The sequence below is a fragment of the Nocardia sp. NPDC127579 genome (assembly GCF_042672005.1).
GTDB lineage: Bacteria > Actinomycetota > Actinomycetes > Mycobacteriales > Mycobacteriaceae > Nocardia.
Genome location: NZ_JBHXVZ010000006.1, coordinates 365,892 through 378,657, shown reverse-complemented (window position 1 = coordinate 378,657; position 12,766 = coordinate 365,892). Strand labels below are relative to the sequence as shown.

General features: G+C 69.7%; 8 protein-coding genes. 4 read left to right on the top strand and 4 right to left on the bottom strand.

All coding sequences use genetic code 11. The features are described 5' to 3' along the window. Window positions 1-162 precede the first annotated feature (162 nt). Genes ACFVMC_RS22325 through ACFVMC_RS22315 form a run of 3 tightly spaced genes read right to left on the bottom strand, consistent with a single transcriptional unit; the run spans window position 163 to window position 3,653 of the window. On the bottom strand, window positions 163-1,275 hold the full coding sequence (locus ACFVMC_RS22325) for an AraC family transcriptional regulator (RefSeq protein WP_379213035.1): 1,113 nt from the start codon (window positions 1,273-1,275) through the stop codon (window positions 163-165). Between the two features lie 58 nt (window positions 1,276-1,333). Then, window positions 1,334-2,959: an acyl-CoA synthetase gene (locus ACFVMC_RS22320; protein WP_379213034.1), complete on the bottom strand. Its 1,626-nt coding sequence runs from the start codon at window positions 2,957-2,959 to the stop codon at window positions 1,334-1,336. 22 nt (window positions 2,960-2,981) lie between these two features. Further along, a complete protein-coding gene (locus ACFVMC_RS22315; RefSeq protein WP_379213032.1) occupies window positions 2,982-3,653 on the bottom strand; it encodes a hypothetical protein in 672 nt (223 codons plus the stop codon). Window positions 3,654-3,812: 159 nt separating this feature from the next. On the opposite strand from ACFVMC_RS22315, the gene ACFVMC_RS22310 reads away from it, so the two are divergent. Continuing rightward, on the top strand, window positions 3,813-4,445 hold the full coding sequence (locus ACFVMC_RS22310; protein ID WP_379213030.1) for a hypothetical protein: 633 nt from the start codon (window positions 3,813-3,815) through the stop codon (window positions 4,443-4,445). Here the strand turns inward: ACFVMC_RS22310 and ACFVMC_RS22305 are convergent. Then, window positions 4,442-7,384 carry a BTAD domain-containing putative transcriptional regulator gene (locus ACFVMC_RS22305; RefSeq protein WP_379213028.1) on the bottom strand — a complete coding sequence of 981 codons (2,943 nt, stop codon included), beginning with the start codon at window positions 7,382-7,384 and terminating at the stop codon, window positions 4,442-4,444. The genes ACFVMC_RS22310 and ACFVMC_RS22305 overlap by 4 nt on opposite strands. A gap of 172 nt (window positions 7,385-7,556) precedes the next feature. Here ACFVMC_RS22305 and ACFVMC_RS22300 point away from each other — a divergent pair, with 172 nt between their 5' ends. From ACFVMC_RS22300 to ACFVMC_RS22290, 3 genes are all read left to right on the top strand, one after another. Next, a complete protein-coding gene (locus ACFVMC_RS22300) occupies window positions 7,557-8,030 on the top strand; it encodes a hypothetical protein (protein ID WP_379213026.1) in 474 nt (157 codons plus the stop codon). Window positions 8,031-8,207: 177 nt separating this feature from the next. Next, window positions 8,208-12,071: an amino acid adenylation domain-containing protein gene (locus tag ACFVMC_RS22295; protein ID WP_379213024.1), complete on the top strand. Its 3,864-nt coding sequence runs from the start codon at window positions 8,208-8,210 to the stop codon at window positions 12,069-12,071. Continuing rightward, the gene (locus ACFVMC_RS22290) at window positions 12,068-12,760 is read left to right on the top strand and encodes a DUF6875 domain-containing protein (RefSeq protein ID WP_379213022.1); all 693 of its coding nucleotides are present in this window, start codon (window positions 12,068-12,070) and stop codon (window positions 12,758-12,760) included. Before ACFVMC_RS22295 ends, ACFVMC_RS22290 begins: the two co-directional genes overlap by 4 nt. Window positions 12,761-12,766: the final 6 nt, after the last annotated feature.

Below are 12,766 nucleotides of genomic sequence, written 5' to 3'. Positions count from 1 at the left end.
GTCGTCAGGACGCGTGCGAGTCGTCAGGTCGGGTCCATCGAGCACCCCGGAGGTGTCGTGTCCAGCACGCGTGAGAACGCGATCCGCTTCGTCGTCGCAGCGCTCGAATCCACGGGAGCCGCGACAGCGGACGACTTCGACATCCCCGGCATCGTCGCCAAATCACACGAAATCGTTGAGAGCTGGGACTTCACTCAGCTCGAACGGAACCTCTTCTGGAATATCGCGGCCAGTCACCTGCGGATGTGAGCGGGCTCTGGTGGGCGCGTCGGTCGCCACCGCCCAGCGCAGCGCCGTCCGGCGCCATGAACCACTGTCGCTGTATCCGAGTAATCGCGCCTGGTCGGCCCGGCTCAGCGGGCCGCCCGTGGCGGCCAGGGCCAGCCGGGCACGGCGCGCCCGATCCAATTCCAGTCGCCACGTCGTTCCCGATTCGGCGAGTCGGCGCTGTAACGTGCGCGGACTGGTGATGAGCCGACGGGCCACGGCCTGCAACGACACCTCGCCGCGGTCCAGCTCCGCCGCGATGGCGACCGCCACCCGCTCCGGCCAGGCCAGCGACCGCGGCGGCGGCGGTGGCAGCGCGGCCGCGAGCGGCTGCAACACCCCTGCCAGCACCGGATCGGCCGTTCTGAGCGGCAGGTCCATATCCGCGGCATGGAAGGTCATCGAATCCTCCGCCGCGCCGAAATCGATGCGCGCGCCAGGGAATACCGCCCGATAGGCGGTGAGATCGCGGGGCGCGGCCTGGCGCAGCGACACCCGGACCGGGTCCAGCGGCGCGTCGACCAGGTCGCGGGCACGGGTCAGCACCGCCGACAGGCCCCACGCGTGGGTCAGATCGCGCGCCCGGCCTTCGCTGTCGAGCATGTCCAGCCGCAGCGTCGCACCGCCATCGGGCGCGTCTACCAGGTCGAAGCGGTGGTTGGTGGTGACCGCGCTGATGTAGGGACCGCAGGTCGCCAGGCCCGCGCCGACCGTCGGGGCGCTGGCGAACAGGTAGTCGAACAGCTGGGTGGTCCTGAACTGGTAGCGGGCGCCGATCCGCAGCCCCACCGCGGGATCATCCAGCCAGTCCGCCGCGACCTCCCACAGGCGCGCGAAGGTCGCGCTGGGCACGAACACCCCGGGCCCGGTCAGCGCCCACTCGGGCACACCGCACTCCCGGATCAGGCGTTCCCGATCCAGTCCGGCCGCCGCCAACTGCCCGATGACGAACCGATGCAACAAGGTCTGGTCCGTCGCCAATCCACTCGTCCCATTACGCCGCCCCATGCGAAGTAAGGTAGTCCACACACCGGACGGGGCCGCCGAAAGCACCAAATACCCTGACCTACAGGGTCGTTGACCGCACCGGACAGGCTTGCGCCGCATGTTCGGCGGCGTACTTCTTCGCCGCCGGATAGTCGGCTTTGCCACTGGGCTGCCGCGTCATCTCCGCGACCAGCCAGTAGGTACGGGGCGCTTTGTAACCGGCCACCATCGTCCGGACGTGGGCGTCGAGCTCCGCCGGATCGATCGAGCCCGCCCGCGGCTGCACCAGCGCCGCCACCGCCGCGCCGAAGCGCTCGTCCGCGACACCGATCACCAGGGCGTCGACCACCTCGGGATGCGACTTCAGCGCGCCCTCCACCTCCTCGGGAAACACCTTCTCACCACCGGTATTGATGCACTCCGAGCCACGGCCGAGCAGCGTGACCGTGCCGTCGGCTTCATAGCGGGCGTAGTCACCGGGCACCACGTATCGCGTTCCGGCGATCTCGACGAAAATGGTCGCGGACTTCTCCGGATCCTTGTAGTAGCCGAGCGGGATATGGCCGGTGCGAGCCATCCGCCCGACCGCCCCCGGCCGCCGCTCGACCAGTTCGCCGTCCGCGTCGACCAGGACGGTGTGGGCGTTGACCCGCACCCGCGGTCCCTGCGAATGATCGGCGTCCTTGGTGACCACCCCGAGCCCGGTACCGCCGCTTTCGGAGGAGCCGACCACATCGGTGATGAACACCGTCGGGAACAACTCGACGTACTGCTGTTTCAGCGCGTGCGAGAACAGCGCGGCGTGACTGCTGATGGACCAGACGGACGAGGCGTCGTAGTCACCGGCCCGGTAGGCGTCCAGCAACGGCTTGGCCATCGCGTCACCGACGACGGTGAACGCGTTGATCCGATGCTGCTCGACGAGCCGCCACACCTCGTCGGCGTCGAACTGCGGCACGAAAACCAGTGTGCCGCCGGAGTTCAAGCCGATGAACGTCGCCCACTGCGCCGCGCCGTGGATGAGCGGAGACAGCGGCGCCAGCACCACACCGACCGGCGATTGTGCCGCCTGTTCGGCCAATTGCCATTCGTCCCGGACATATTCGCCGGTCACATGGTTGATGCCACCGCCGAGCGCCCGCCAGACATCCTCGTGCCGCCACATCACTCCTTTCGGAAAGCCGGTGGTGCCGCCGGTGTAGAGGAGGTAGAGGTCATCGGAGCTGCGTGCGTCGAAATCGCGGGCGGGTGACTGCGCGTCGAGCGCGGCGGCGTAGTCGACGCCGTGGTCGTAGGCGAGCTCCGAGCCGTCGTCGACGACGACTATGCCGGTCAGTTTCGGGGTGTGCGGCGCGACCGCCGCGACGACATCGGAGTACCGGCGCTCGTGCACGAGTGCGACGAGATCGGCGTTGTCCACGATGTAGCGGACTTCCTCGGCGGTATAGCGGTAGTTGACGCTCACCGAAACCGCGCGCAGTTTGTAGGCGGCGAGCATGGCTTCGACCGCTTCGATGGAATTGCGGGAATACACCCCGACATGGTCGCCACGGCCGACACCGTGTGCGGCGAGATGATGCGCCAATCGGTTGGCGCGAGAATCGAGTTCGCGATAGGTGACCTGGCGATCACCGCAGATGATCGCGATCCGGTCCCCCACCGCGTCGACGGCGTGTTCGAAGAGGTCAGCGACATTGAAGGCCATGCCGGAAACCTACGGAGCCGAACTACGAAATCGGCTCTACGGGAACGAGGTCGGCAGGTTCCTGCCAGATCTGCGCGATCCGCGCCCCGAGCTGGAAACGAGTCCGTACACCCAGCCGCGCCATGAGCAGCGCGACATGACGCCGATACGTGCGCAGCGAAACCGACAACCGCTTGGCTGCCGCCTCGTCGGTCAATCCCGCCCCCAGTGCCTGCACCACGGCTGCCGACATCGCGTCCAATCGCGGCTGCCGTGCCAGCAGCGTCGCCGAATCCCATGTCGTCGTGGTGAATTGGTACAGCGCCCGCAGCAGCGACGGTTCCCGAACCAGGACCGCGTCCGACCGAGCCGCGCTCCACACCACCGCCATCCGGCGATCGACGATGATCGTGTTCGGGAAATCGATGCCCGTGACCTTGGTATGCGCCGCCATCAGCGTCGAGAACGGGCCCGGGTCGGGCACCCGGGACACCGCGTAATCCCGCGAATAGAGCACCCGAACCCGTCTACCGGCATCGAGCAGGTCGCGCAACACGAGCGCCTCGGACTGGTAATACCGCTTCATCCGCCGAGGTGCGGATACCGCCACCACCGCTTCCTCACGAACAGTCCCCAGTATTCGCTGCAGATTCCCGCCCCAGCTCTCGTCCGGGACCACCCGTTCGACTCCGAACGGCGCATCGTGCGCGGGCATCCAGTCACCCCTTCGACCTAGAACGCGATCCACCGAAGAATACGAAACCTGACAACCGAGGGGCTACATACCGTGAATCCAGGGGCGCTCCGTGCTGACAGCGCTTCGACAGCGTTTCGGCAGACCGGCGCGGGAGAGTGCCGGTGGAGGTGATCGACGATGATGTTCATCGAACTGTTCGTGTCCGAGGGAGCGCTCGACTCGGCGCAGCAGCGACGAGTCGCGCGGCGGCTGGGCACGATTCACGAATTGGGCGCGCACGATCCGGAAGCGGGCGGTCACGCGATGGCGCCGCGGTCGGCCGCGGTGTTCGCGTCGATGTTTCAAGTGGTGGTGCACCGGCCCCCGGTATGGGTTGCCGGGGAACGACTGCTCACCGAGGAGGACCCGCCGCACTGCCTGGTGCGGGTCTTCGTACCGGGGCCGTGGCGCAAGGACATGAGCGAGACGGTGATCTCGTACGCGACTCGTATTCTCGCCGAGGAGTTCGAGGATCGCGACCTGCCCTACCAGCGGCCGACCGTCCAGGTACAGGTCATCGGGATCTCGGAGGGCAGTGTCGGAATGCTCGGCAAGGCCGCTCGGTCGCAGGATCTCGTCGAGATGCTCAGTGCCCCCTATCAGGAGGAGGCCGCGGCCGGGCGGGCCCTGCGGGATCCACTGTGTGGCGTGCTGGTCCCCTTGCGCGACGACACCGTCACGGTGGACCTCGACGGCGAACTGTTCGCGTTCTGCTGCGGCGGCTGCCGCAACGAGTTCCTGGCCGAACGAGCCGAAGCCGGTCGTGGCTAGAACATCCGGACCCGTTCGAGCGCATCGGCCGGATCGAGAGCACTGCCGCGCCGGTAGTCGGCGCGGAATTCGCGCAGCGCGCGAGTCAATCGCGCGACATCGGGATGGCCCGAGTTGGGCCCGCCTCGCAGTGCGTGCGCGACGCCGAGGATCTCCGACGCCTGGGCGGGCCGGCCGCCGCGATGCGCGAGATCGGCCAGGCCGACCGCCACATGCGCCAACATCGGCAGATCGGGCAGTGTGCAGGCGATATCCCGTGCCTCGCCGAGATAGCGTGCGGCAGTATCGAATTCACCGGTGGCCGCCGCTAGATACCCGGCGCCGGCCGCATAGAGGGCGCGCTCGGGGGGTTGCGCGGCGTCGGCGACGCTGCCGAGATGGATTCGCGCCGCGTCGAGATCACCCTCGTAGCGGGCCAGATCGGCGAGCGAGATGTGTGCGAGCGCGTACTCGTGTGACGCGGCGTCGCAGGCGAGCAGGTCGGTCAACTCCGTGCGCGCGGTCTCGACATCTCCGGCGTCGATACGGACCATGGCCAGCCAGGCGCGCTGCCCGTCATGGGTGCCCAGTTCCCGGGACAGTCGCGCGGCCTCGTCCAGCATGGCCTTGGCCGCGTCCGCGTCGCCGGCGGTGCTGGACACGTGTGCCAGCGACATCAACGACAGCGACCAGGCCCAGCGCTCCCCGCAGACCCGAAAGCAGTCGACGGCCGCGATGAGGTCGCCGCGGCTGTCGCGCCCCGCCGCTCCGCGCAGCAGCGCGCGAATGAACCAGAGCATGCCGCGAGTCCATGGATCATGGTGTCGTAGATGGGGTTCCAATACGTCGATACCGTCGTCGAGCGCGCCGTCGGCCAGGGCGAGCAGGGCGAACACGAAGGCCGACACCGGATCGCAGGCCCGGACCGGGCGCGGCACCGAGATCGTGCCGAGACTGCCCGCGAACAGCGCGTTGAGCAGGTAGCCGGCGGTAGCGCGCAGCCGTGTGTCCGGCGCTACCTCCCCTGGCATGCACAGGATCTCGCTGAGCAGCCCGGCGGCTTCGGCGTGATCTCCGTGAACGGCCCAGAACTGGCCGAGCGCCGCGCCCAATCGGACCGCCGTCACCGAATCCGCGGTGTCCCTGCTGAATGCGAGCGCCGCGTCGAACTGGTGCCGTTCGCCGGCCAGACAGGTCAGCCACGAGAGTTGTTCCGTGCCGCGCAGATATGGCTCCGCGCGTTCGGCCAGCTCGAGAAAGCAGGTCGCGTGGGCGGCGCGGGCCGCGGCCAACGTCCCCGCGGTGGTCAGCCGATCGAGGCCGAATTCGCGGACCGTGTCGAGCATCCGGTAGCGGCCGTCCACGTAGTCCAGCAAGGATTTGTCGACCAGTGCGTAGAGGTCTTCCTTTGGTACACAGATAGATTCGGCTGCCGCACTGGTGAAGCTCGCCGGGAAGACGGCCAGCCGATCCGCGGCCGCACGTTCGGTGTCGGTCAGCAGATCCCAGCTCCACGCCACCACGGCCCGCAGGGTCCGGTGCCGGGGCGGTGCCGTGCGGCTGCCGCCGGTCAGCAGCCGGAATCGGTCATCGAGCCCGGCCGCGAGCGCATCGATCGACATCGAGCGCAGACGCACGGCGGCCAACTCTATGGCCAGGGGCAGGCAGTCCAGGCGGCGGCAGATCCGGTCGACCGTGTCGGTGGCTACGAACGCGGGCTGGACCGCGCGGGCGCGCTCGGTGAACAGCCGGACCGCCGGGCCCGGTGCCAGCGGTGATACCGGATACAGCGTCTCACCGCTGATGCCGAGCGGTTCCCGGCTGGTGGCGAGGATCCGCACCCGCGGGCAGCGGCCGAGGAGCTCGGCGGCGAGCTGTGCGGCGTGGTCGATCACATGCTCACAACCATCGAAGATCAGCACGGTCTGCGCGGATGCCAGGAACTCGACCAGACCTGCTGTCGCGTCGGCGGATTCCCGGAGGCCGAGTGCGGCCGCCACCGTCCGGGGCAGATCGTCCGGGCGGGCCGAGGCCGCGAGCTCCACCAGCCAAACCGGAACGGCCAGGTCCGCACCGACTTCCGTGGCGAGACGAGTCTTCCCCACCCCTCCGGGCCCGACCAGAGTGACGAGGCGTTCGTCGCGCAACCGCCGGACGACCTGCCGCCGATCTACCGCGCGCCCGAAGAAGCTGGTCAGCGGCGCACGCACGTTCCCGGCGACCCGCTCGGTGTCGCCGCGCAGCAGCCGCAGATGAAGTCGACGCAGTTCCGGGCCCGGATCGGCGCCCAGGTCCGTGGCGAGTGCGGCGCGGTAGTCCTCGTAGGCCGACAGCGCTGCGGTCTGTTCGCCGTCGGCGATCAACGCGCGGATGAGCAGTTCGCGCAAGCGTTCGCGCAGCGGGTGGTCGGCGAGCAACTGGTTCAGCTCGGTGCACAGGCCGGTGTGCCCGGTCGGCCCGGCCAGCATCGCCTCGATCCGATCCTCGACCGCGCCCAACCGGATCTCCGTCCAGCGCGCAGCGGCCGCCGCCGCGAACGACAGGTGCGCCAGATCGGCCAGCGGCTCGCCGCGCCATAGATCCAGTGCCTCGGTCAGCAGTTCTTCCGCCACACCCAGCCGACCGGCACGCAACGCGCGTCGACCTCGATCGGCCGAACGCTCGAATCGCACGGCGTCGATCGTCTCCGCCGGTACATCCAGCCGATAGCCCGCGGTCTCCGCGCGCAATTCCGCCGAATCGGGCAGCGCCCGCCGTAGCCGAGACACCAGCGAATGCAGCGCGGCCTCAGGATGTTTCGGACTCTGCTCGGGCCAGACGGCCGCCACCAGCGCGTGCGCCGAGACAGCGGACCCCGCCAGCGCCAGCCGCGCCAGCAATGCTCGCGAACGCACCCCGCCCACACCGACGACCCGGTCGCCGTCCACCACCCGCAGCGGTCCGAGCACCTCGATGCGCATACTTCGATTCTGCACATCGTGTTCCGCGGCGCTACGGCTTCGCGACCGCGGTGATCCGGCTCAGCCGGCACCGCCGGCCTTCGTCGGTTTCGGCAAGTTCGGGGTGGGGGTGGGCCGATCGGGCTACAGTGCGAGGCAGAACATTCGGCTGAATGCGGCGGGAGGGGATGTCATGTTGGAGTCGGTGCCCGAGATCGTGGCCGAGGCGGTCGCGGTGGGTGCGGTGGCGGGGGTTTCCGATACGGCCAAGCAGGTGGTGGTCGACGCCTATCAGAAGCTGAAAGAACTGGTTACGGGGCGCGTGGGATCCGCAGGGGTGGAGTCGATCGAGCGCCAACCCGATTCGGCGCCTCGGCGTGCGGTGCTGGTCGAGGATCTGCAACGGGCGGGCGCCGACGGTGACACCGACCTGCTGGCCGCGGCGCAGGCGCTGATCGCGGCGGTCCGGGCGCACGAGGCGGCCGCCGGCGCCGCGGTCGGCGTCGACCTGGAGCAGGTGACCGGGGCGGCGTTGCGGATCCGTGAGGTCACCTCCACCGGGACCGGGGTTCGTGTGACGCACAGCACGTTCCAGGGCGATATCGAGATCGGAACGGTCCGCGCGGGCAGGCCCGAGCAACAGGGGCATTCCACGCCGCCCCGGTAACACCCGCCCCGCAGGTCGGCGCCTGGCCCGCCTCATCGTGGGCGGAAACACCACAGCGGCCCACGGCGGTTCATCCGCGTCCCCGGCAGCGAACCCAGTACATTCCCACCGGACGGTTCGATCATGCGCTCGGGGCGTAAGGAGGCACGTTTGGCGCGGGCCGAGGGAGAACCACGGTTGTCATCGGTCGGGCCCGGAGCCGGACTCCCCCTTTCCGCGCCGCAGTTGCGCTGGTGGGTGGCGCAGGAGTTGTTTCCGGAGATTCCGAGTACCGTCGCCATGTATCTGGAGTTGCGCGGCCCGCTGGATGTGGGCCGATTGCGGGATTGCGCGGCGCGGGCGGCACGGGAGTTGCAGTCGCCGCAGGTGCGATTTCGACGGGTGGACGGATATCCCGAGCAGTTTCTGGACCCGGAGGCGTTCGCGCCGATGGGTTCGGAGGATTTCACCGGTCGGCCCGACGCGGTCGCGACCGCGCTGAAGTGGATGGCCGCCGATTACGGCTCGCCGCTGAATCTGTCGACCGATCGCCTGACCTTCGCGACCGTCTTCCGGGTGGGACCCGAGCTTCATCTGCTGTATCTGCGCAGCCATCACATCGTGCTGGACGGGCTCGGTGCCGCCGTGCTGTTGCGCCGCACGGTCGAGTTGTACACCGGCACAGCGGATTCCCCGGCCGAGGGCCCGCACCGGCCGTTGACCATCGCCGAAATGCTGGACGACGATCGCGCTTACACCGACTCCCCGCGAGCCCGCGCCGACCGCGAATACTGGACCAAGCACCTGGCGGGCATGGCCGAGCCGGTGCGGCTGGCGGGCCGCCCGCCGATCCGGCCGCGCCCACCGCACCGGGTCACGGCCACACTCGCGCCGCGCACCGCCGAACGGCTCGCCGCGCTCCGGCGGGAGGACGGGCACACGTTCCCGGAACTCGCCATCGCGGCGTTCGCCTGCTACCTGGCCGCCATGACGGGCACCGACGACACCCTGCTGTCGCTGCCGGTGGCGGCGCGGACCACGGCGGCCCTGCGCCGCTCGGCGGGCTCGGTGTCCAACGTGGTGCCGCTGCGGCTGCGCGGGCTGCGCGCGTCCACGGCGGCGGAGGTGGTCGAGCAGGTGCGAGCCCGGGTGGTCGGAGCGCTGCGGCATCAGCGCTACCGCTACGAGGACATGCAGCGGGATCGCGGCGAAAGTCACACCGCGCGTGGCGGTTTCGGACCGGTCATGAATATGCTCGGCGCGGTCGAGCCGCTGCGCATGGGTGCAGTCACCGCGCAGGTGCACCTGCTGGCCCTGGGGCCGGTAGAGGATCTGCTGGTCAACGGCTACCAGCTCGGACCGGACGAGTACTCGGTCACCATCGACATGCAGGGCAATTCGGAACTGTATTCCGAGGCGGCACTGACCGGGCATCACGAGAAGTTCCTCGCCTACTTCGACCGGTTCCTGACGGATCTGCACCGGCCGGTCCACGCCTTCGATCCCGACCGCGCGGTGCTGGCCGGTGCGGCAGCCGATTCCGGTCGGCTACTTCCGGATCTGTTGCGCCGGACCCTGATCGACAATGCGCTCCAGCGGGTCGCGCTTCGAGACGGTGCGCGCAACTGGACCTACCGGGAACTGGACGAGCTGTCCTCGCGCTGGGCCCGCGAACTGATCGAATCAGGCGTGGGCCCAGGCGAATTCGTCAGTGTCGCGGTGCCACGCTCGGCGGAGTCGGTGCTCGCGGTGTGGGCGGTGGCCAAGACCGGGGCCGCCTTCGCACCGATCGATCCCACCGATCCGGCCCGGCGATCGGCCGCCGTCGCCACGGATACCGGCGCCCGCTGGGGACTGACCGTGACCGCCGTCCGTCCCGGCCTCCCGGCGGGGCCGACGTGGCTGGCCCTGGACACCCCGGCCCCGCAACGGTCCGCCGCGCCGATCCAGGATTCCGAACGTACCCGGGCGCTGCACCCGGACCATCCGGCCTACCTGATCTACACCTCGGGCACCACCGGCCTCCCGAAGGGCGTGGTCGTCACCCATCGCGGGCTCGGCCCGCTCACCGACCACATCGTCGAACACTATGGAGTGGACCACGATTCACGCGTGCTGCACGCGCACGCACCGTCCTTCGACGCTCATCTGCTCGAATTGCTGGCCGCCTTCGCCGCCGGCGCCGAGCTGATCGTCGGGCCACCGTCGGTGCTGACCGGCCCGCGCTTGGCCGCGCTGGTGAACGAGGCGTCGATCACCCATTTCCTGACCACACCCGCGGTGCTGGCCACACTCACCCCCGCACAGGTGCCGGGGCTGCGGGTCGTGGTGGTGGGCGGCGAAACCTGTCCCACCGCCCTGGCCGGACGCTGGACTCCCGCCCTGCGCCTGTTCAACGGCTACGGCCCCACCGAAACCACGGTCATGGCAACACAATCCGAGCTCACAGCAGCGGGACCGGTGACGATCGGACCGGTGCTGCCCGAGGTCCGCGCCCTGATCCTCGACAACCGGCTCCGCCCGGCCCCGCCCTGCGGACACGGCGAGCTGTACCTGGGCGGGCCGGGCGTGGCTCGCGGGTACCACGACCGCCCCGGCCTCACGGCGCAACGCTTCGTCGCCGATCCTCTCGGCTCCGGCGAACGCGTCTACCGCACCGGCGATCTCGTGCGTAGCACCGCCGACGACGCCCTGGAATTCCTGGCGCGCGCCGACGACCAGCTGAACGTGCGCGGCCGGCGCGCCGAGCCCGCGGAGGTGACGACCGCCCTGATCGCGCTTCCCGAGGTCGCCCACGCCGCGGTCGAAGCCCACGACGGACCCGGTGGCCCCCGCCTGATCGGCTATATCGTCGCCGCACCGGGCCATCGCCTCGAGCACGCCGACCTGATCCGCCGCCTGCGCGAAACGCTGCCCGCCGCGGTGGTACCCGCACAGCTGGTCGAGCTGGACCGCCTGCCGGTCACCGCGCACGGCAAGGTCGATCGCGCGGCCCTGCCGCCGCCACCGCTCGTCCAGCGTCCCTACCGGCCCCCCGCGTCCGAGCTCGAATGCCTCGTCGCCGAACACTTCTCCACCCTGACCGGTGCACCACGCGCCGGTCTCGACGACGACTTCTTCGAACTGGGCGGCAATTCCCTGACGGGCGTGGCACTCTCGGCCGAACTCGCTGCGGCGACCGGACTGCCGGTAACGGTGCGCTGGCTCTATACGGCCCCGACCGTGCGGGAGCTGGCGGCCCGCCTGGCCGTCGGCGAGGCCGCTTCCGACGAGGCGCTCGATGTCGTACTACCGCTGCGCCGCAGTGGGTTACGCCCGCCCCTGTTCTGCGTACACTCCGCAGTCCCACTGGCCTGGTGTTATGCGGGATTGGCCCGTCAGCTCACCGATCGCGCCGTCTTCGGACTACAGGCCACCGCCCTGACGGGTGACCCCGGCTCGGACATCGGCATCGACGAGCTCGCCGCCGGCTACGTCGAGGAGATCCTGCGCGTGCAGCCGGAGGGGCCGTACCATCTGCTCGGCTGGTCACTCGGCGGCCAGATCGCCCATGCGATCGCCGTCCGGCTGCGCGCCCGCGGCGCCCGGGTGCCGACGCTGGCCATGCTGGACAGCGTCATCTTCCCCGACGCCATGCCCGCGCCGCCGACGCCGCGCATGCGCGACCTGCTCACCCATCTGCTCGGCGACGAACCCGAGGACGGCGACGCCCTCGAAGACCTGACCGCCGACCAGGCGGCAGCCGAATTGGCCTCCGCCGGAGCCTCTTTCGGCTCCGGCCTGACCGCCGGCCAATTGACCCGCCTGCATCGCGGCTATGCCGAGGGCGTGCGCCTCGCACACGGCTACCGGCCCGCTGTGTTCGACGGCGACCTCCTGTATTTCTCGGCCACGCGCGGTGTCACCGAACTGCTCGACGCGCAGCTGTGGCGGCCGTTCGTCACCGGTGAACTCATCGAGTATCCCGTCGACACCATCCACGCCCAGATGGTCAACGCCGATGTCGTCGCGGTCATCGGCCCGCTCCTGGCCGCGCATCTGGACCGAGTGGACACCGAATGAGCATCGGGCCGCGCACCGGGGTGCGCTGGTGGAATGTGTACGCCGACCCCGCGCGGTGGGCGCGGCAGGGCGCGGCCGCCGAGACACTACTGCGCTGGATGACCGATCACCTGCCCCAACCGCATCCCGAACTGGGCCGCCCCGGCCCGGTGTGCCCGTTCGTACGGCAGAGCGCGAACCGGCGGCTCGTCTGGGCCGGGGCCGCCGCGGGCGGCGACGAACTGTCGGCACAGCGCATGCACGACATCGTCGAGGACGCACTCGAGGTGTACCGCTGCCACGCGACTGCCCCGGATACCGGATATTCGACGCTCGTCACGATCTTTCCGGAGTTGACGCGCCACGATCTGATCGACACCGTCCATCTCGATCGCAAGACCGAGGTGGTCCGGTCCGGGCTGATGCTCGGCCAGTTCTATCCGGGCTGCCCGGTGCCGGGCCTGTGGAATCGCGACTTCCATCCGCTGGACGCGCCGGTGCCGATGCTGGTGCTGCGCCCCATGATGAGCACCGATTTCCCGTTCCTGGTCGCCCGCACCGAGTGGCTGTACGCGTACTTCACCCGGATGGCGCCGAACCTGCCCCGCAAACTGCGCTGGGCGATTGCCGAGCGGCTGACGGTCACCGGGCCGGAGGCCGGTCGAATCACCGATCTGCGCGTACATTCCACCGACGAACCCGCCCAGTGAGGATAC

Excerpts from the sequence above, each read along its gene's own strand:
- ACFVMC_RS22325 (WP_379213035.1), bottom strand. The coding sequence starts at position 1,275 with ATGGGGCGGCGTAATGGGACGAGTGGATTGGCGACGGACCAGACCTTG.
- ACFVMC_RS22320 (WP_379213034.1), bottom strand. The coding sequence starts at position 2,959 with ATGGCCTTCAATGTCGCTGACCTCTTCGAACACGCCGTCGACGCGGTG.
- ACFVMC_RS22315 (WP_379213032.1), bottom strand. The coding sequence starts at position 3,653 with ATGCCCGCGCACGATGCGCCGTTCGGAGTCGAACGGGTGGTCCCGGAC.
- ACFVMC_RS22310 (WP_379213030.1), top strand. The coding sequence starts at position 3,813 with ATGATGTTCATCGAACTGTTCGTGTCCGAGGGAGCGCTCGACTCGGCG.
- ACFVMC_RS22305 (WP_379213028.1), bottom strand. The coding sequence starts at position 7,384 with ATGCGCATCGAGGTGCTCGGACCGCTGCGGGTGGTGGACGGCGACCGG.
- ACFVMC_RS22300 (WP_379213026.1), top strand. The coding sequence starts at position 7,557 with ATGTTGGAGTCGGTGCCCGAGATCGTGGCCGAGGCGGTCGCGGTGGGT.
- ACFVMC_RS22290 (WP_379213022.1), top strand. The coding sequence starts at position 12,068 with ATGAGCATCGGGCCGCGCACCGGGGTGCGCTGGTGGAATGTGTACGCC.